The organism is Peribacillus sp. Aquil_B1 (genome assembly GCF_022603275.1).
GTDB lineage: Bacteria > Bacillota > Bacilli > Bacillales > DSM-1321 > Peribacillus.
The window spans coordinates 2499742-2518394 of sequence record NZ_JAKXEE010000001.1; the positions used below are offsets into that span (position 1 = coordinate 2499742).

The window sequence follows — 18653 nt, forward strand, 5'->3', positions numbered from 1 at the left end:
ATAAATATAAACCCTTATTATATGAGACGGCGATATCTTAAAGATTTCGTCTTCTTGTTTTGTCGTAAATTTATGTTTTTATTGTAGCCTTTATTCTATTGGGTACAATGATTTCTCCATTTCATCCTCACTTCTATACATAGGCGATTTTTTACATACTGATGTATTCTAGTTAAAAAAAATAAAAGCCACCATATACGGCAGCTTTCACTTATTACTTCAATTCTTCAATTATTTCAGCACCATAAGAGTTGTCGATTATACAGCGCCATGTACCCGTGGAATCCTTTTTAAATACATATGTCGCGGTTCTTTCCATAGAGAATTCGGAACCTTCCTTTTGATTGGCACTTAGCTGGGCTTTGGCCACAACCAATGCCGTATCACCCGTTTCGATTATTGCCATCTTATCTTGATTGACGATTAAACTATGGTTAAAGTATTCAGCGATAGCAATGAATGCCTGACGAATTTCCGCTTTCCCTTTTGCGAATGTTCCAGGTTTGACAACTAAAGTCGCTTCCTCTGAATAAAACTCCATTAAATGATCGAAATCCTCATTATTTATTGCCTTATCCGCATTTTTTATGATTTGTTCCAACTCATGATTTTGCATATTCACCTTCCTATTCAGCTTCTCTTAATTGGACCTCTCCCATTGATGTTCGACTGTCATGTTTGGATATCCTGCTCAAGAAGCATTTTAAATAAAAGTTGAATTCCCACCAAAATATCTTCAGCAAATCAATCAATATGTCAATTGCTGTTTCCATTGTTCTAATGAGGCAAGTAAGTTAGGCATTCCTTCCTGACCGAAATATTCCAGAGAAACAAAGCCTGTATAATTCCGCTTTCTCAATTCTTCGAGTAAGTGTATATTATCAACATCCCCACTAAAAATTGGAGCTGGTTTGTTTTTATATCGCTCTTTATGATTATAGTGATAATTTTTTAAATGTACATGGCTGACATGGGGGAAGATGGATTCCAATACCTCCTTCGGATTCAATTGATCAACGTATAAGTTAGCACCATCGAAAATCAGTTTTATCCGTGGATGGTCAATATCTTCTAAAAGCTTTTGTATGGCTTCGAGATTATCAGCAAAAGAGTCATAATGAATTTCTATTGCTACATCCACTCCATAGAGATCGGCCATTTGCCCTAATTTATTCAATTCGGTAGCCGTTTCCGACCATTGCTCCGGTGAGGCATTCCTTGATGCTATATGTCCTGCGAAAGTCCGTATTAATGGGCAGTTTAATTGATGAGCCATATCTAACAATTTTCTTGCATGATTGATTTCATTTTGATGTTCTTTTTGGTTCCAGAGTTTTGAAAAAGTCGTATATCCACTTATGGATGGTATTTGTAAATCATTGTTTTCTAGTAATTTGGCTAACTTGTCCAGTGGTCCATGCTTCTCCTGAAATCGTTCAATATGTTTATTCCATAATTCAAGTCCTTTAACATCCGCTTGCAACGGAAGCAGCCAATTTATTATTTCCTCTATGTCCCATTCTTTAAATCCTGTAGTGCATAAACTCAGTTTCAATGTAATTCCGCCTTTCTCCTTTTATTTTTTCATTGTGATTTCTATACGCTGTACTTTTCCGAGAAGGAAGATATAAGCAAAAGCTCCAATTAGGGCCACTACTGATATAAAGGTTAACGCTGCTGCATAAGAATGTGTCGCACTAATGATTAAACCGACGATTAACGGAGATAATGCCCCGCCAATGTTTGCTACAAAATATAGTGAGGAACCCGTTAGGCCTACCATTCCTTTCGGGGCAATATCCGCTAAAAGGGCTCCGGTAACTGTTGATGCCATCCCCTGTCCAAAAAATGCTATCGCCATAAAGGAGATGACTATGTTTGGTGAATCCGTATAATTCCCCCCGAGAATCAAACAAGACAGTAACAATCCGACAATGATGGGAAGTTTACGCGCCAATCCTGTTGATACCCCCCGTGTCAGCATCCAATCGGAACATCGGCCTCCAATTAGAGTTCCTAATATGGCTACGATGTAAGGAATACTCGCATAAATTCCAGTTTTCAACATCGTCATTCCCTTTTCATCAATTAAATAGGATGGAAACCAAGTCATAAAGAAAAACAAAGTAGTTTGAATGGAAAACTGCCCGATGAACATTCCCCATATTTGACGGTGTTTAAGCAGTTGGCCTATTCGGTTCCAGGAGAAAGGATGCTTCTCTTCAGTTCCGATCATCCCTCCTCCTTCTTTGATATAGTTTAGCTCTTCCTGGGAAATCCGCATATGTTCCCTGGGGTTCCGATAGAATCCATACCAAACAAATCCAATAAGAATCCCAATAATTCCGGCGATATAAAAAAGGTAATTCCATCCAAAGGCTATGATGATCCAAGTAAAAACTGGAGTCAGGAAGGCTAACCCAATATATTGGGTACCCGTATAAATCCCTACAGCAGTAGCACGTTCTTTTTTAGGAAACCACTCGGATACACACCAGGCATTAGTAGGTATGGAGGGAGATTCAAAGGCACCCAGTCCTATGCGATATGTAATAAGTGAAGATATATTTTTCGCGGTTCCTACCATGAATGTAAATACAGACCATAAAATGAGGGAAACCGTGTATACCTTTCTTGGACCGAATCTATCAAGAAAGTAGCCGCTGAATAGCATGGAGAAGGTATAGCTCCAGCCAAATACGGAAAATATGATTCCCATCATAGCCGGATCAATATGTAAATCGGCTTGAATATTCGGAGCCGCAAGCGAAATGATGGCACGGTCGATGTAATTAATACACGTGACTAAAGCAATTAGAAATAATATGAACCATCGAACAGTTTTCTGTTTTCCTTTTTTTGATCTGTCAGTTACCGGTCCCGATGTGCGATCTTCTATTATTGCCTTTAATTCTGAGCTCAATATTTTTCCCCCTTAACCTAATGCCCGATATTAGTACATCGTTCTACTAAATTTTAATGCTACTATGTTTCCTTCCATTACTTACAACCTGAGTTTTATATTTTCAAGAGCAGCACCTAGGAACATTGAATTGCAGATCCCCTTGTTGCAAAATTAAACAACCAAGGGGATCGTATTCCGAATTGTGAATCATTTCTTTAAATAGTTACAGTCTTCTCTGATTCTACCTCTTCATTGTCCTTCTTGACTACCCTGTCAAAAGATCCATGTTTTTCTTGGACCAGAATATAACCGACCGCTGCGATGATACTTGGCAGGGCAAATGTAGCAAAAGCCACCTTTGGATCCATGCCTGTTGACAGAAGAAAGGCAATTGAAGTAGGAGCGAGAATTGAGCCAATCCTCCCGATAGCTTGCGAATAGCCCATACCCGTCGTACGGATTTCACGGGGGTAATATTCTGTGATATACGGTTGGCTAAGTTCATGGCACCAACAGTACAGGCACCCCCCATAAAAATCAGTAAATATACTCCGATGGTATTAGTCGTAGCGCTCAATGCGACAAAGGTAACGGCTCCTAATAAGAATAGTGTAACAAGAATTCTTCGATGCCCCATTTTTCCAGCATAATAACCGCCTACTAAGGAACCTACTATTTGACCAAGGCATAAAACCAGGTTAAATGAAAGGCTTGAGGTGATACTGAATCCGGAATTCTGCATCATTTTTGGAAGCCATGTATTTAATCCGTAAGCCATCATCAATGTACAGAACACAGCCACCCATATGGAAACCGTGCTGAATGCCCGTTTGTTCGTGAATAGTTTTTTTACTGGAGATCCTTTCCCCCTCTGTTCAGCTTCACTAAGCCTGAAATCGTCTGTTTCTTTAAAATCCCCTTCTGATTTGACTTTATTGAGGATTTCAACAACCTTTCGAATTTCCTTCTTTGCTAGATAGTAGGAAAGGGATTCAGGAAACTGCTTCATGAATATTGGAAGTGTAAGTAATGGCAAAATTCCAATGAAGTATAAAACACGCCAATCCGTATAAGGAATGATATACATTCCCACTAATGATGCCATGATTCCACCGATTGAATAGCCACAATACATCGCAGCTACAATGATGGCCCGATTTTGTTTTGGGGAATATTCAGTCATTAGCGATATAACATTCGGCATCAAGGCTCCCATTCCAATTGCCGCAATGAAACGCATGACCGTGAACCATGTGAGGGTAGGTGCAATCCCTGCCCCCAAGGTAAATACGCTGAACAAAATCATACAAATGACCAGAACATTCTTCCGGCCATATTTATCTGCAATCGGTGCTAAAATCAAGGCGCCAATCATCATGCCGAATAAGGAATAACTGCCGACTGCCCCTGCCTGTATGGAAGTTAAATCCCACTCTTTCATCATCCAAGGCAAACCCACACCATACATCGCTATTTCATACCCGTCGAAAGCGATGGCATAAAAGCACCAAAGAAAAACAAGTAAATGAAAGCGGTTAAATTTACTGACAGCAATGATATCCGAAGCAACCACACTACGCATTTTCCGCCTCCCATCATTTATTAAAATATCCTTCGAATGTATTATCCGAGTTCCAAAATAGAACTCGGATAATACTCAGAAGAATCAGATAATAACTTTTAGAATTGCCCATTAACAAACAATGCATATTCCTATTCATGTTTAGTTTTTCACGACAGCCTTATTGAAAACAGGTTTATCTTGTAATCTAAGTTCAAAATCTAAATGAGCCGTATAATAATCATTTTTCAGTCCTTTTTTTGCACCGGAATGTTTATCTAACTTCGTAATTAAGCTTCCGCGAACACCTTGTGCAACATCATTTTCTAAATATTCATCGCCTTCAAAATATATTTGTGTTACTAATCTATCGCCATTTTCCGGTTGGAATAAGAGATGCAAATGTGCTGGACGATATGAATGATGATCAATCCACTTTAAGAACTGACCAGAAGGTCCATCTGTTGGAATTGAATAATTACCCGGTACAACTGTTTTTATTTCAAAATTACCATTCGCATCCGTATAAAAAACACCGCGTAAATTATTATCTGGAATACCTTCAGCGAAGTATGAGTATTCACCATTTGTATCAGCCTGCCACATATCGATTTTTGTATTTGCTAAGGGATTTCCATTTACATCTTTCACAGATCCCGAAAAGTAAAGGGCGTCACCTGGTTCATCATCACGTTGTGGCAACACTCCGGGATTTTGAACGATTGGCGTATTTTCAATGTAATAAGGTCCTAGAATAGTAGGCTCAGTCCCTTTTACACTCTTATACATTTCCTGAAGTGCATGAGTTTCAAAGAAAACATCCATAAATAACGGAATTTCCCCTGCCCTGCCTAATTGATCCATCCAATCAACAAGAGCTTGATAGTCATTATGTTCAATTTCGTATTCGCTAACTAATTCCTTGAATTTAACTACCAATCCATTATAAACGTCGATTACTTTTTGATTCTTCATAATACTTCCTCCAATTTTTTATGAGTTTTTATATTTGTTGATTTTCAATGATGGTACTGATTCCTAATCCACCTGCTATACATAGTGTGACTATCCCATATCTTTTGCCGGTTCTTTCTAACTCATGTATCAATTTGGTTGCTAAAATTGCACCAGTGGCACCAATTGGATGTCCCATGGCAATGGCACCGCCATTAGGATTCACCTTATTCATATCAAGCTTCAATTCTTTGATTACTGCCAAAGCTTGTGCAGAAAAGGCCTCGTTCAGTTCTATTAAATCAATATCATTCAGTTTCAACCCTGACATTTGAAGCGCTTTCAAGGTTGAGTTAACAGGCCCAATCCCCATGATATTCGGTGATACGCCTGCTGCCGCTTGAGCAATCACTCTTGCTTTCGGCTTTTTACCATGCCTTATTGCTGCTTCTTCCGACATAAGGATCAGAGCGGATGCACCATCATTTCTTCCACTACTATTTCCAGCGGTTACCGTTCCATTTTTCTTAAACACCGGTTTTAAACTAGCTAACTTTTCAAGACTGGTTTCTCTTGGGTGCTCATCCGCATTAAATTCCATTAAACCCTTTTTCGTTTTAATTTGATAGGGGACGATTTCTTTCGAAAATATTTCAGTAGAAATTGCCCGTCTTGCATTTTCCTGGCTCCTTAAAGCGAATTCATCTTGTTCAGTCCTTGAAATTGAATATTTTTCAGCCAGATTTTCTGCTGTCACTCCCATCGTTAACATACCGTAATCTTCAATGGGCTGTGAACCTGGCTGGCTTTCCGTATTCGGGTCCAATAACTGTCCATTGCCTGATTTCAACCCGAAACGGATATTTCTCATATAGTATGGAGCCGTGCTCATTGATTCCGCTCCACCTGCAATGATTACATCTCCAATTCCGCATTGTATTTGTTGACTGGCAGAATTGATCGCCTGGATGCCGGATCCGCATTGTCGGTGAACGGTATAACCTGGTACTTCCACAGGAAAACCTGCCCTGAGAGATGCAATTCTTGCCAAATTTGACGCGTCTGAACTTTGTTTGGCTTGTCCCATTATCACTTCATCAATACTCTCTTTAGGAATATCCGCTCTCTTAATAACTTCATCAAGGACAGCAGCTGCCAGGAAATCGGCAGGAACACTTTCCAATGCTCCCCCTAATTTCCCTATAGCGGTGCGAACCGAGTCTATAATAACTACATTGCTCAATTTTTTACCCCCTGCCATTTTTATTTCTTTCTTCTAAACTATCCTTATATCTTTGGTGAGCTATTTTCAAGGCAACAATCACCGACTGCTGCGATGGAGCTAAAAAGTCCGTTTTAATATTCTCAATTAAGGTATCAATATCTTTACTAAAATCGAAACCAACTATCATTCGCTTAAAAAAATCCTGGGCCAAAGTTGTTAAAAACGTAAATTCTGCATTAATGATAATGTGACTTTCTTTATGAATTTCAAGTACCATCCCAGCGTATTTATAATTTTCATACATGCTCGTATTTTGCGGTGCCTTCGCATAGGCCGTGATTAATAATGTTGGCTGTCCCATAAAAAACTACATCCTCTCAAGATTACTTGCATAAACCAGCGGGTATTCCATAATCCCCTTTCCAGTTTATATTAATTAAAGACCTCTTGAAAAATGTTTTACTTTTTCCATATCTATCTCCATGCCAAATCCTGGACCATCCGGGATGATTATTTCATAATTCTCATATTTTATTTGGTTTAGCGTAATATTTTCTTTGAAAAGTAACGGTCCAAATAATTCAGTACCGAATTCGAATTTTGGAATGGTTGAATAAAGTTGTGCACAAATGGCGGTTCCTAATGATGATTCAATCATCGTTCCGCCATATAAACCAAAACCTACACCTTCAGCAATTGCAGCCACCTTTTTCGTTTGGGTCATCCCGCCATGTTTACATATTTTCAAGGCGAAGGAATTACCTGCTCTATGTTTAGCTATTTGGAACGAATCTTGTAAAGAATTCAATGACTCATCGGCCATGATCGGGACCTTAAAACGATCGGTCAATCTTGACATCCCTTCATTATCCCAAGCTGGCAGCGGCTGTTCGACCATGGAAACCCCGCCTTCCTGTAAAGCTTCAATGCAATACGTAGCCGTTGTTTCATCCCATGCTTGATTAACATCAACCGTAATGCGTGCTCGATCCCCCACGGCTTCAATAATTTTCAGTACATGCTCCACATTCTTATATGGATTCCCTTTGCCAATTTTCAATTTAAAGATATTATGACGTTTTTGATGTAAGGATTCTTTCGCTTCTTCGATATCCTTATTCGTATCCCCACTTGCCAATGTCCATGCTACCGGCAATGATTTATGAATTTGTCCTCCGAATAATTCATAAGCAGGGATGTTTCTCCTTCTGGCTACTAAATCCACCATGGCTGATTCAACGACAGCCTTCGCAAAATTATTTCCTCTAACATTGAGTGAAACTTCATGCATGATTTTGTCATAATGGACGGGGTTTTTACCAATGATAAGCGGGGCGATATATGTATCAATATTCACCTTGATCGCCTCAGGTGTCCCCTCACCATACGAAGCCCCGCCTATTGTCGCCACCTCTGCCCAACCTTCCGCCCCCTCTTCATCCATGACACGGGCAAGAATGATCGTTTGTTCCACGATCGTATGCATGGCAAGCTGGTGAGGACGAATTGTGGGTAAATCAATAATGTATACATCTACTGAACGTATTTTCATTTAATCCACCTTTTTAACATTTAATAGATAAAATCCGCTTCTGTTTTTGCTCTTACTTCTTCGATCGTTACACCGGGCATCAATTCAATCAATTTCAACTGTTTGTCAATAACTTCAAAGACAGCCAACTCGGTGATGACCATGTCAACGCTTCTAGTGGAAGTAATCGGGTAGGTGCATTTCTTTAAAACTTTACTTTTACCTTCCTTACTTGTATGTGTCATGGTCACGATCACTTTTTTGGCGCCGACCAACAGGTCCATCGCTCCTCCAACACCCATGATATTCTTGCCTGGTACCGCCCAATTTGCAATTTCGCCGGTTTGACCTACCTGCAAAACACCTAAGATGGCAACATCAATGTGACCTCCACGGATCATTGCAAACGATTCTGCACTATTAAAGAATGATGCCCCAATCGATTGCCCTACTGGTAACTTGCCTGCATTGACTAAATTGGGATCGATTTCATCTTCCTCTACATCAGCAACTCCCAATAATCCATTTTCCGTATGGAAAAAAACATTTTCATCATCAATGTACTTTGCAACCAAGGTCGGAATTCCGATTCCAAGGTTCACTATACAAGGACTCGTCAATTCTTTTGCCGCGCGTCTTGCTATCATATTTTGCATGATTTCTTTGTCACTCATAAACTTTGACACCTTCCCTCGTCAGGATTTTCTTTGCCTTTATAATTCCATCGACGAATAGATGCGGTGTTACAATCTCTTCTGGTGGGAGTTCTCCAGGTTCAACTATCTCATCCACTTCCGCAATTACGACATCTGCAGCCGTTGCCATTCCCGGATTAAAGTTTCGAGCCGTTTTATAATAAACAAGATTACCAAGTGTATCTGCCTTCCATGCCCTAATTAAAGCTACATTTGCTCTTATGGCAGGTTCAAAAATATATGTAGCCCCATTTATTTCCCTTTCTTCTTTTCCTTTAGCTAAATCGGTCCCTACACCCGTTTTCGTATAGTAACCGCCTATGCCAGCACCGCCAGCACGAATGGATTCCGCTAATGTCCCCTGTGGTAATAGTTCTAATTCAATTTCCCCGCGTTGGTAAAACTCCCCAATTTCACGATTGCTTGTAAAATAAGAACCAATCGCCTTTTTTATTTTCTTCTGGCTTAGGAGAACACCCAGCCCTTTTCCTTTCTCGCCTAAATTGTTACTGATTACCGTCAAGCCTGCTACATCCTTTTTGGCCAAACCATCTATTAATGTAAGAGGGGCACCGATCAAGCCAAATCCACCTACCATTAATGTTTGACCGTTCTTCACACAAGATAAAGCTGCTTCTATATCTTGATGTACTTTCGTCATGTTTTCCCCACCAATCTCAGTTACTTATTTTCAATCAATGAATCACTTGCCTCAAACCAAGCAGGTATTCCAGCAGTCAATAAGCAAATCAGACCCACTTCAGCTAATTGTTCTTCCGAGGCCCCATTTAACCTTGCCGCCTCCATCCATTCCCCAACCTGTTCCCCTTTTAATTCTGTAATGAATATTCCTGTCATCAGAAGATGTTTTAGCCTTTTTGAAACCACTGAATCACTTAATATATAATCTTTGAGGGAGTTTTGGTCTTCTGATTTAACCAGTTTCAAAACATTCGAGACGAATCCCGTCTCCTCATCCCCTAATAGTTCAATCATACAAAGCAGGATTTCTTCTGCTGTTCCTTGATGGCCACTTATTTCGGGATATCGAATGCCTTTAAGTGTAAGAGCATACTCCAAAGACTTCATTCCTGTTTTTAATGCTTCTGTTCCGTTATATAAGTATGAAACGATTAGATATTCCACCAGTTCCGGTAATGTTCCCCCGCCATCGATTGCCCCTTTTGTATGGTAAACCATACTTCGTTCATACAACCTCGCAGCATTCATGCCTACCAGTAATATATCTTTCTCCTTCTTCGTCAAGGCTCCCTCTTGCATGATGTCACTGCGTAAGTTGGTATAGTGATCAAGTGCATTGGGGCTATAATCGTGCATTTTTTGCACCCAGCCTGGTACCACATCATAAACTTCTTTGAAATACAATAATCCCTCGCTCATTCGTCTGCACCTCTTTATATTAATTGTGAATCAAGTATCGATAGTGCCCTTATAGGTGAGGCTGTTGCATTTTTTAGTTTTAAAGGGATCCCGAAAAAAAGAAAGCGAGAATGCTTAGGTAATTTTTCGAGATTCACTAGATTTTCAACGATATATATATCATGGTTCAGTAATTTTTGATGAATTCCGCTTTCTGAGTCCTGGTTCAAATCGGCATTGGGCAAATCCAAACCGACAATATGTATTTGCTTTTCAATAAACCATTGGGCCACACTATCATCTAAGGCCTGCGCTTCAAAAAAGCCTTCTTCCCCCCATGATTTCCCCCATGTCCTGATGAGGACGATATCGTTTTTTTCTACATACACCCCCTGCCTGCGTTCCGCCTCTTCAAGTAAAGCTTTCGTCACCGGTTCATGTGTCGCTTTTAACATGCTTACATCCAGTATGAGGGCATCACCAAACATATTCTTCAGATTGATGTTTTCAACCGACTCGCCGTTTTCAAAGTAATGTGAAGGCACATCGACATGTGTCCCACTATGATCAGAAAAAGAAATCAACTTGGAACGGTATCCTCTAGGAAGTGAATCAGATTTCCCCTTTTGTTCAAGAGGTTCATCTTTAATGCCTATTGCAGGTAAATCATTATTTGTAACTAGACCATCGTAAAGTTCCAATGTTAAATCAATGATTTTCAACCATAAAACCCCCAAATTCATTAAGCGTTTACATTATCACGACAAAAATGGCTACCCTAAACATTACTATCAATAAATGACAGCAGGTGTTTAAGGTAGCCAGTTGTTCACTAGTTGTTATTAAAAAAGGTTATTTTTTAATAGCTAATGAATAGGCAATAATTAAGTTTTTTTGTATATTCTTAATATTACACTATTTTCTGTTAATTTCAATATTTTTTTAAAAAATATCTTCAAAAAAATCAAATTCGTTTTAAGAAAGACTTTATCTCTTTGTTAATCTCTTCCCTATTTTCAAACACCATTGTATAGTGGTTACAAGTTGAAACGATCGCTTCGATATCAGGCGTATATTTCTTCGTATCAGCATAGGCTTCTTCATAAAATAATGGAGGAAATCCCCCTATTTTCCCACTGGCATACACCAATAAGGTTTTACAGGAAATTTGTCTACAAACTTCTTTAGGGACAAAAGAATAAAAACTATCAAAATCCCTAAGAATGCTATCTTCTGATGATTTATTCTCCCAGTGACCATCCACTTCATGAACCTCATACTCCGCCACACTTTGCAGGTGATCCGTCCATTTGATACCCAAACGGCTATAGATTTCCTTAATTTCAGCAATATAACTTTCCTGAGATTCATATTCTTTACTTAATCGTCCTAGTGATGGTTGTACGATGTCCCTTTGTTGTTGAGAGGAAATGGCCGCACCATCCAATAATATCAAGGCCTGTACCGAGGTTAATTTGCTGGCTACAACGCTTGAGATGAAGGCTCCCATTGAATACCCCATTAAAATTGGATTTTCAATGTCTAATTCTTGGATTAACGCAATAATATCTTCTGCATGTTTAAAAATAGAAGTATGCTCATCTGTTTCTGAACTATTTCCCCTCCCTCTTAAGTCAATCGAGATGACTCTGTACTCTCCTTTTAGCATTTCTGCATAATAATGCATTTGCTTATGATTACCCGTTAAACCATGTATGGCGATGATTGGCCCTTTCTCTCCGGGATAATCCGCAATTTGAATTCTTTTGTTCCCCAATTCCTTTACATACATTTCCATAGTGACATTCCCCATTTCATGATTATTAACATAAACCAGCCAGCATATTTAATAAAAAAAGCTATCTTAAATTCACCATCAAGGTAACTTGATCGAGAAATTAAGATAGCCAGTCCGTTCATTAATTTTCATTAAAAAAGGGCTTTTTTTAATGATTAATGAATAGGCAAGATATAAATACATGTAATGATTTTATTTTACATGAAGTTCTAATAATTTCAATCATAATTTGATTATTTCGAATCCTTTAGTGACTTAAAGTCGTTAACTGGGATTTTATTGAAGGAGGTCCTCTATGGTAGCGCTCCATCGTTCAACAACTTCTTTAGGGTTTTTCAAGTCGATTTTAATTCCAGAGGTTATTTCAGCATATTTAGCCATATCCTCCCGTGCCTCTATTATTTTGGCGTGGAATCTTACTCTTTTATATTGGACATATGCCAGCTCTTTTAATCTCTCTAATGAAAGGCGAATATATTGTGCTTTACCTTTCCAAAACAAAACCAGTGTGGCTTTATGGGTACGAATGACATTGGCTGTAGTCGAAGTATCCGGCCATAGGCCAATCCTTAATTCCTTCCGGCTTACCGCTACGATCTCACCTACGCTAATCATTGCGGTATGCGGCCATCCTTCTTCACTTATCGTTAACAGCATCATGGCTTCATGCTGCTTGTCGACAAATTCTTTACCATTTAACAAGTCGAATATCTCTTCTGGCATTTCCATCCCATTCATTTTTTCACCTTTTTCTATAATTCCCTAGTAATCTGTTATATTTTGGTGCGATATTTCATTCCGTCCCACCGTTTCGCACCGAGAGTATCGATTTCAAATTGATCTAACGCACGATAAGCCAGATGATCAATGATATCGTTAACATTCTCAGGATGATTATAAAAGGCTGGCATCGGAGGGAATATAATGGTCCCCATTTTGGAAAGCGCCGTCATATTCTCCAAATGAATCGTATTTAGAGGGGTTTCTCTTGTCATTAGTAATAATTTTTTTCTTTCTTTCAACATGACGTCAGCAGATCGCGTTAATAAATTATCCGCTAGTCCCATGCGAATGGAAGCTAGTGTTTTCATACTGCAAGGTGCTACGATCATGCCATCAACCCGGTAGGATCCACTTGATATTCTTGCTGCTTGATCTTTGTAGGAATAGGAATGATCAGCTAATCCCTCCACGTCTTTAACAGAATAAGATGTTTCATGTTGAATGGTGGCATGTGCCCACGGGGACATGATTAAATGGGTCTCCACTTCACTGCTTTTAAGCATCTGAAGAATCCTAATCCCAAAAATGGCTCCAGTCGCCCCTGTTATGCCAACAATGATTTTCATTAATTCCCCTCCTTAGTCATTGGATCGAAACTTTATGGAAACTTATGCATTGGAAAATCCAGGCACAAATCGACTTGGATCTACCTCTTTAAATTCAGACCTTATAAATTCATCTTTTAAATGAAATGGTACTGTGCAGTCAAAAATGGTTTTACAGGAAATCCCCTTTTCCTGAATGGTAGGGCTGTATGCCGGATCTTGTGAAGGATCTAACGGGTGACAGCGCACTCCAGGAATGAAAACCGTATCAACATCACCTTGGTAACGAGTATTTAACGCCCATAAAACATCATTACTATCGAAGGGATCCACATCTTCATCCACGATGAATACATGCTTCAGTTCAGAAAAGGCAGCGAACGCCAATAGTGCAGCTTGTCTTTGGCGCCCTTCATCACTTGGCTGACTTTTCTTGAATTGAAGAACAGCCATGTATTTACCTCCTCCTGAAGTATGGGCATATACATTCAATAATTTGCCTGGCATGGCCTTTTCCACCATTTGCAGGATGCTTGCTTCAGTTGGAATGCCAGCCATATTCACATGCTCCTCACTCGGACCAATAACTGTTTGCATGATTGGGTTGACTCGGTGCGTTACAGCTTTCACTTTGATTAGTGGCAGATCCGCAACAGCTGAACCTGTATAACCAGGGAATTCCGGCATTGCTTTTCCTGTATTGGTGTTTTGATCTTCCCGAACACGCACTCCAGGAACCAGTTCCCCTTCTATTACATATTCAGCATTCGCGATAGCTTTTTCATCAATCGTCAAGCATTGGACCAATTCTACCGCTTCTTTCCTGATCGCCCCTGCAACACTCAACTCATTAAAGCCAAGCGGTGTCGTTGGTGCTTCAAAACAAGCAGCGACTTCAATAGCAGGGTCAACACCGATACTAATGGAAATGGGTAACGGTTTTCCTGCTTTTTCAGCCTTTTCACGAAAAACTTCCAAATGACGTCCAGGAACAAAATACATGGACATCTCATCTTTACTTTGTAAACATAATCGGTGTATCGTTATATCAGATTCACCCGTTTCTGAATCGGAGGCATAGCACATGCCTATCGTGATATAAGGGCCTGCATCTTCCTCTGTATTCGTAGGCGCAGGTATTAATTTTCTAATATCGAAATCCGGATTTTCTGCATAGTGAACCACTTCCTGAGCCTTCGCTTTATCATTTGAAATGGTGATTGGATCAATTGGATTTTTTACAGCTTCATTTAAAAGGAATCCCAGTCGCTCCGGTTTTGTATCCAGCATGAGACCGACTCTTTCCCGGCTGGCTAAAAGTCCGATCACCACGCTTGAATCTTCATGTCCCAATACATGATTGAAAACCATTGCAGGTCCGATTTTTGTTGGGCGCATGACTGTTCCGCCAGCACCGACATGACGATAAACCCCAGATAATTCAGCATGAGGATTGACTGGTTCATCCGTTTCAATCAATTGTCCTGGAATGGATTTCAGGAGTTCCAACGCAGAACGTAAATCTGTCACTTTGTTCATTTTTTCAGACATAAAAATCCCCCTATCACTTCATGTTCTGTATCCTATGTATCACTCAAATTCAAATAACCTATATGGTATCGGTTACAAATGATATTCTAAAGTGTATTTCTACTATACAGTCAATGGATATTTGAAAATTCAAGTAATTTTCTCTACAGGGATTTGCAGCTGACAAAAATCAACACTATTATCATTCTCGTAAAAGGTCGTATCCAATAAGCAAGCGTCTATGACGTCCCCTACAATTCTATACTGATTTTTTCTGACCCATTGAACCAATTCATTTAAAAACTCCTTGTTATATGGCATTCCATATTTATACATACATGCATATTGCCCAGCAGGCAACGTCATCATATTATTCAAATCAGGATCGATAAAAGGTAAGGAAGTATATATTCCCGCCCCCTCGAAAACATCATCCGTTCCAAGCTTATCCTTTAAAATAACCGTGCCAAATCCCTCTGACGGAAGCATCCCATGTTTACTTAATACATTCCAAGCTTTCATCAGCGTTAAATGTAATTCTTCTCGGCACAATTCATTTTCAAATGGTATAAATAATACATGCCTTTCAGGAAATTCTTCTATAATAGGTTTATCCAATTCACTTTTAATATTTTTGGCTTCTGAATATTTCATTAATCTCTGTTGAATGAATGTACGTGTATTCATCAAGGCATTTATTTCTTTATCAATGAATTCTTGATGAAATTCCAAAAGTGACATGGCAGTCGTTAAATTGCGATTTCCTATATGGTCCTTAATATCATTCAGTTTGATGCCAATCGACTTCAAAAAGCAAATTTCCCTTAGAAACGGAATCTGAACTGCACTATAGTACCGATAACCATGTTCATCTATATGTACCGGTTTAAATAATCCGATCTTATCGTAATAAATGAGTGTTTGCCTTGAGATACTGTGAATGGAAGCCATTTCACTGATTGATAAGTAATTGTCCATATGCGCTACTCCTCTGCAAATACTTTTTGTGAATTTCCTTCTAAGTCTTATATCATATGTTAATTTTTAAATTTCCCTCCTTCCATTCGGCAGCTACAACCGCTTGGAGAGGGCCAGTATTCTAAAGAAAACTTCAATCCCCTCTAACTTTACCACTTTTCCATTAAATATAATGGAATTTAAAAGACCCTGTCTATCGAACAAACCGGATCTATCAACCTCTTCATTAAAAGGCAATAAGTGAGAAAGTGAAATTTCAAATTGAGTATAAAAAATATTAGTCAGGGGGTTTCCTTCGCTTAAGGATTAATGGATTTTTCACTATCGTCTGCAGTAACATTATTATTAGCTTTATTTACATAAATGATTGAGTGGCTGTTGGTTGAGGTTCTATACAGCTGGATGGTGCACCGTTGATATCAATAATAAATTGTAATCATTCTGGATTGTAAAAACCGGATGTTTAGAAGAATAAAAAGGTTGAATCAGGTAATTTGTTAACTCCAATGAAACAACAATTATAAAAACCTTCGGAACTGGCGGATTAGATGAAGTAGTAAAACGAGTAGATACACACGATTGTCCCGAAAGGAATAAGATGGATCATCGATTGTTAATCCACTGCCGGATTATTGATCGCCTGCAAAAATATCCTACCCAGACGGTTGAGTGGATACTATTACAAAACTACCTCCATTTTCTTTATAAAGTTCATTTTTTGCATCCATAACTTAAATAAGAACTTCATCAATTTATCTACTAAAAAACACCACCTCTTGAGAGCTCGTTTTTCATGAATATTTTTTCAAGGTGATTCACAAAACAACCCCTGCTTCTTTTCGTTCTACACTATTCCCGGCTGAAACCACGTTATTTTCTGAAACTAAAAAAAGCAGAGTCTATAAATCTACCTCTGCTCTTTTTTTTATCAAAATTCTTTGACACTGACAGACCTTTTGACAGCCACATGGCCTTTTGAATCTGTTGCAATTATATATATTTTAGTACCCACTTTTTGCTTTGGGGTATTTACATTATATGTTCCGTAGGCATTAGCTTTTGCTGAATAGATTTTTGTACAAATTTTAACTGTTACTTTTTCCTTCTCCGTTTTCCCTGGGATTAACAGTCGGAATGTTTGGCGCAACTTTTTTAAAGGATATTTTTCCCGCTGCATCTTTTGCTGTTACTGAGATGCTGGTACTTGCATTTTGAATGGGAATGGCTACCTTATAGGTTCCGTAGGCAACAGCTTTAGTTGTATAGACTTTCGTTCCAATTGTATCCGCCACTGTCGCGCTCTTTTCCGTTTTACCGGCTATGGTAGTGGTTTTGTTTTTTTGTTTCATATAGTCGTTCAGCATACCGGTCAAAAATAACATCATACGCTACCTCTATTCAATTTTCAGCCATGCTTTTCCAATACGACTGCCACACCGCCTGTAATAATTTATACCTTGCCTCCATATCCCAAATTTAAAGTTCCAAGCGCCTTCGCTGTTTACTATTAGACTAATCGTTTAGTAAGCCTAAATTAAGCATAAATGGATGGGGCCGTTTTTAAGTATTCCCTGTGTATTTGAGCCGCGATAATATTCTTTTGAATTTCTGAAGTTCCTTCGTAGATTTTTGTAATGCGTGCATCACGATAATATCTTTCAATCGGAAAATCTTTAATGTATCCTATACCACCATGAATTTGTACAGCCTTGTCCGCAATGCGATTATATATTTCGGAACCAAGAAGTTTTGCCATTGCTGCTTCTTTGATCACGTTCATTTTTTGATCAACCATCCAAGCGACTCTATAGGTAACAGACCTTAATGTTTCAACGTCTAATGCTATTTCAGCTAAGTAATGCTGAATAATTTGCTGATCAAAGATTGGTTTGCCGAACTGCTCTCTTTCATGTGCATACTTGACAGATAATTCGAATAATTTTTGACAGGATCCGAGGTTTCTGGCTGCTAGACCTGCACGACCATTCGCAAGAATTTTTAAAGCATTTACATATCCTAATCCTTCTTCACCAAGTACATTTTCTACCGGAACTTCACAATCCTCAAAAAAGATTTCAGAAGAATGAGAGCCTCTTAGTCCCATTTTTTCTTCAGTTTTCCCAATCACTAATCCTTTAAAATCTTTTTCAACGATAAAGGAGGTGATTCCTTTTGCTCCTTTACTAGAATCGGTAACAGCCATAACTGTAAATACATCGGCTATAGGACCGTTCGTGATATAATGTTTAGAGCCATTAAGAATATATTTATCACCTTTTCGGAATGCTTTTGTCTTTAAAGCAACGGCATTTGAACCGGCGCTCGGTTCAGTTAATGCAAATGCTCCAATAAGGTCTCCAGTTGCCATCCTTGGTAAATATTTTACTTTTTGATCTTCATTACCCATCTCAACAATTCCAACTGAACCAATACCAGTATGAGCACCAATAACGGTTGTATATCCATTTGATGTACGACCAATTTCTTCGTAAATCGCACATTTTCCTACCATATCAATTCCTAAACCACCATACTCCTCTGGAATGCTAAGCCCAAATAATCCGACTTCCTTACTCATTTTCATTATATGATCTGGTATTCTATCGTCCCTTTCAATCTGATCAGCAAGGGGATCCACAGTATTATCAACAAAATCTCTGATTGTATTTTTCATTTCGATTAATTCGGATGATAAGGTAAAGTTCATATAGAGACACTCCTTTTAATTTAACTAGTAGTTTTAAACATAAGCTAAAATTCCGGATTTA

At 38.8% G+C, this 18653-nt stretch carries 19 protein-coding genes and 1 pseudogene; all 20 read right to left on the reverse strand.

Going from position 1 to position 18653, the window contains the following annotated elements:
- Window positions 1–214 precede the first annotated feature (214 nt).
- Window positions 215–616 (reverse strand): YybH family protein, encoded by a 402-nt coding sequence (locus MPH60_RS12195; protein WP_241588940.1) that lies wholly within the window; start codon window positions 614–616, stop codon window positions 215–217.
- A 132-nt stretch (window positions 617–748) separates the two neighbouring features.
- Window positions 749–1555, reverse strand: a complete 807-nt coding sequence (locus MPH60_RS12200; RefSeq protein WP_241588941.1) for a sugar phosphate isomerase/epimerase family protein — start codon at window positions 1553–1555, stop codon at window positions 749–751.
- 21 nt (window positions 1556–1576) lie between these two features.
- Complete coding sequence (locus MPH60_RS12205) at window positions 1577–2923, reverse strand: MFS transporter (protein WP_241588942.1); 1347 nt, start codon at window positions 2921–2923, stop codon at window positions 1577–1579.
- Window positions 2924–3120: 197 nt separating this feature from the next.
- Window positions 3121–3351, reverse strand: a complete 231-nt coding sequence (locus MPH60_RS27905; RefSeq protein WP_336275351.1) for a hypothetical protein — start codon at window positions 3349–3351, stop codon at window positions 3121–3123.
- A 23-nt stretch (window positions 3352–3374) separates the two neighbouring features.
- A pseudogene (locus MPH60_RS12210) lies at window positions 3375–4487 on the reverse strand (MFS transporter); the annotation flags it as partial.
- Window positions 4488–4628: 141 nt separating this feature from the next.
- Window positions 4629–5441 carry a dioxygenase family protein gene (locus MPH60_RS12215; RefSeq protein WP_241588944.1) on the reverse strand — a complete coding sequence of 271 codons (813 nt, stop codon included), beginning with the start codon at window positions 5439–5441 and terminating at the stop codon, window positions 4629–4631.
- A gap of 28 nt (window positions 5442–5469) precedes the next feature.
- Complete coding sequence (locus tag MPH60_RS12220) at window positions 5470–6663, reverse strand: thiolase family protein (protein ID WP_241588945.1); 1194 nt, start codon at window positions 6661–6663, stop codon at window positions 5470–5472.
- Window positions 6664–6667: 4 nt separating this feature from the next.
- On the reverse strand, window positions 6668–7006 hold the full coding sequence (locus MPH60_RS12225; protein ID WP_241588946.1) for a DUF3870 domain-containing protein: 339 nt from the start codon (window positions 7004–7006) through the stop codon (window positions 6668–6670).
- A 75-nt stretch (window positions 7007–7081) separates the two neighbouring features.
- Window positions 7082–8197 (reverse strand): muconate cycloisomerase family protein, encoded by a 1116-nt coding sequence (locus MPH60_RS12230; RefSeq protein ID WP_241588947.1) that lies wholly within the window; start codon window positions 8195–8197, stop codon window positions 7082–7084.
- 20 nt (window positions 8198–8217) lie between these two features.
- Window positions 8218–8850, reverse strand: a complete 633-nt coding sequence (locus MPH60_RS12235; protein ID WP_241588948.1) for a 3-oxoacid CoA-transferase subunit B — start codon at window positions 8848–8850, stop codon at window positions 8218–8220.
- Complete coding sequence (locus MPH60_RS12240) at window positions 8843–9532, reverse strand: CoA transferase subunit A (protein ID WP_241588949.1); 690 nt, start codon at window positions 9530–9532, stop codon at window positions 8843–8845. The genes MPH60_RS12235 and MPH60_RS12240 overlap by 8 nt, the downstream gene beginning before the upstream one ends.
- Before the next feature lie 20 nt (window positions 9533–9552).
- Window positions 9553–10272: a carboxymuconolactone decarboxylase family protein gene (locus MPH60_RS12245; protein WP_241588950.1), complete on the reverse strand. Its 720-nt coding sequence runs from the start codon at window positions 10270–10272 to the stop codon at window positions 9553–9555.
- 14 nt (window positions 10273–10286) lie between these two features.
- Window positions 10287–10973: a cyclase family protein gene (locus tag MPH60_RS12250; protein ID WP_157830962.1), complete on the reverse strand. Its 687-nt coding sequence runs from the start codon at window positions 10971–10973 to the stop codon at window positions 10287–10289.
- Between the two features lie 242 nt (window positions 10974–11215).
- A complete protein-coding gene (locus tag MPH60_RS12255; RefSeq protein ID WP_241588951.1) occupies window positions 11216–12049 on the reverse strand; it encodes an alpha/beta fold hydrolase in 834 nt (277 codons plus the stop codon).
- Between the two features lie 276 nt (window positions 12050–12325).
- Window positions 12326–12787 (reverse strand): pyridoxamine 5'-phosphate oxidase family protein, encoded by a 462-nt coding sequence (locus MPH60_RS12260; RefSeq protein ID WP_241588952.1) that lies wholly within the window; start codon window positions 12785–12787, stop codon window positions 12326–12328.
- A gap of 35 nt (window positions 12788–12822) precedes the next feature.
- Entirely contained in the window at window positions 12823–13398 is a 576-nt protein-coding gene (locus MPH60_RS12265) for a non-oxidative hydroxyarylic acid decarboxylases subunit B (RefSeq protein ID WP_241588953.1), read from the reverse strand.
- A gap of 42 nt (window positions 13399–13440) precedes the next feature.
- Window positions 13441–14928, reverse strand: a complete 1488-nt coding sequence (locus MPH60_RS12270; protein WP_241588954.1) for a UbiD family decarboxylase — start codon at window positions 14926–14928, stop codon at window positions 13441–13443.
- A 129-nt stretch (window positions 14929–15057) separates the two neighbouring features.
- Window positions 15058–15885 carry a MerR family transcriptional regulator gene (locus MPH60_RS12275; RefSeq protein WP_241588955.1) on the reverse strand — a complete coding sequence of 276 codons (828 nt, stop codon included), beginning with the start codon at window positions 15883–15885 and terminating at the stop codon, window positions 15058–15060.
- 1085 nt (window positions 15886–16970) lie between these two features.
- Complete coding sequence (locus tag MPH60_RS12280; protein ID WP_241588956.1) at window positions 16971–17270, reverse strand: Ig-like domain-containing protein; 300 nt, start codon at window positions 17268–17270, stop codon at window positions 16971–16973.
- 149 nt (window positions 17271–17419) lie between these two features.
- The gene (locus tag MPH60_RS12285) at window positions 17420–18592 is read right to left on the reverse strand and encodes an acyl-CoA dehydrogenase family protein (RefSeq protein WP_241615830.1); all 1173 of its coding nucleotides are present in this window, start codon (window positions 18590–18592) and stop codon (window positions 17420–17422) included.
- Between the last annotated feature and the right edge of the window lie 61 nt (window positions 18593–18653).

What these genes read in the sequence shown, in the direction of transcription:
- MPH60_RS12195 (WP_241588940.1), bottom strand. Translation starts at nt 616, where the DNA reads ATGCAAAATCATGAGTTGGAACAAATCATAAAAAATGCGGATAAGGCA.
- MPH60_RS27905 (WP_336275351.1), bottom strand. Translation starts at nt 3,351, where the DNA reads ATGGGCTATTCGCAAGCTATCGGGAGGATTGGCTCAATTCTCGCTCCT.
- MPH60_RS12215 (WP_241588944.1), bottom strand. Translation starts at nt 5,441, where the DNA reads ATGAAGAATCAAAAAGTAATCGACGTTTATAATGGATTGGTAGTTAAA.
- MPH60_RS12225 (WP_241588946.1), bottom strand. Translation starts at nt 7,006, where the DNA reads ATGGGACAGCCAACATTATTAATCACGGCCTATGCGAAGGCACCGCAA.
- MPH60_RS12230 (WP_241588947.1), bottom strand. Translation starts at nt 8,197, where the DNA reads ATGAAAATACGTTCAGTAGATGTATACATTATTGATTTACCCACAATT.
- MPH60_RS12235 (WP_241588948.1), bottom strand. Translation starts at nt 8,850, where the DNA reads ATGAGTGACAAAGAAATCATGCAAAATATGATAGCAAGACGCGCGGCA.
- MPH60_RS12240 (WP_241588949.1), bottom strand. Translation starts at nt 9,532, where the DNA reads ATGACGAAAGTACATCAAGATATAGAAGCAGCTTTATCTTGTGTGAAG.
- MPH60_RS12245 (WP_241588950.1), bottom strand. Translation starts at nt 10,272, where the DNA reads ATGAGCGAGGGATTATTGTATTTCAAAGAAGTTTATGATGTGGTACCA.
- MPH60_RS12255 (WP_241588951.1), bottom strand. Translation starts at nt 12,049, where the DNA reads ATGGAAATGTATGTAAAGGAATTGGGGAACAAAAGAATTCAAATTGCG.
- MPH60_RS12260 (WP_241588952.1), bottom strand. Translation starts at nt 12,787, where the DNA reads ATGAATGGGATGGAAATGCCAGAAGAGATATTCGACTTGTTAAATGGT.
- MPH60_RS12265 (WP_241588953.1), bottom strand. Translation starts at nt 13,398, where the DNA reads ATGAAAATCATTGTTGGCATAACAGGGGCGACTGGAGCCATTTTTGGG.
- MPH60_RS12270 (WP_241588954.1), bottom strand. Translation starts at nt 14,928, where the DNA reads ATGTCTGAAAAAATGAACAAAGTGACAGATTTACGTTCTGCGTTGGAA.
- MPH60_RS12275 (WP_241588955.1), bottom strand. Translation starts at nt 15,885, where the DNA reads ATGGACAATTACTTATCAATCAGTGAAATGGCTTCCATTCACAGTATC.
- MPH60_RS12280 (WP_241588956.1), bottom strand. Translation starts at nt 17,270, where the DNA reads ATGATGTTATTTTTGACCGGTATGCTGAACGACTATATGAAACAAAAA.
- MPH60_RS12285 (WP_241615830.1), bottom strand. Translation starts at nt 18,592, where the DNA reads ATGAACTTTACCTTATCATCCGAATTAATCGAAATGAAAAATACAATC.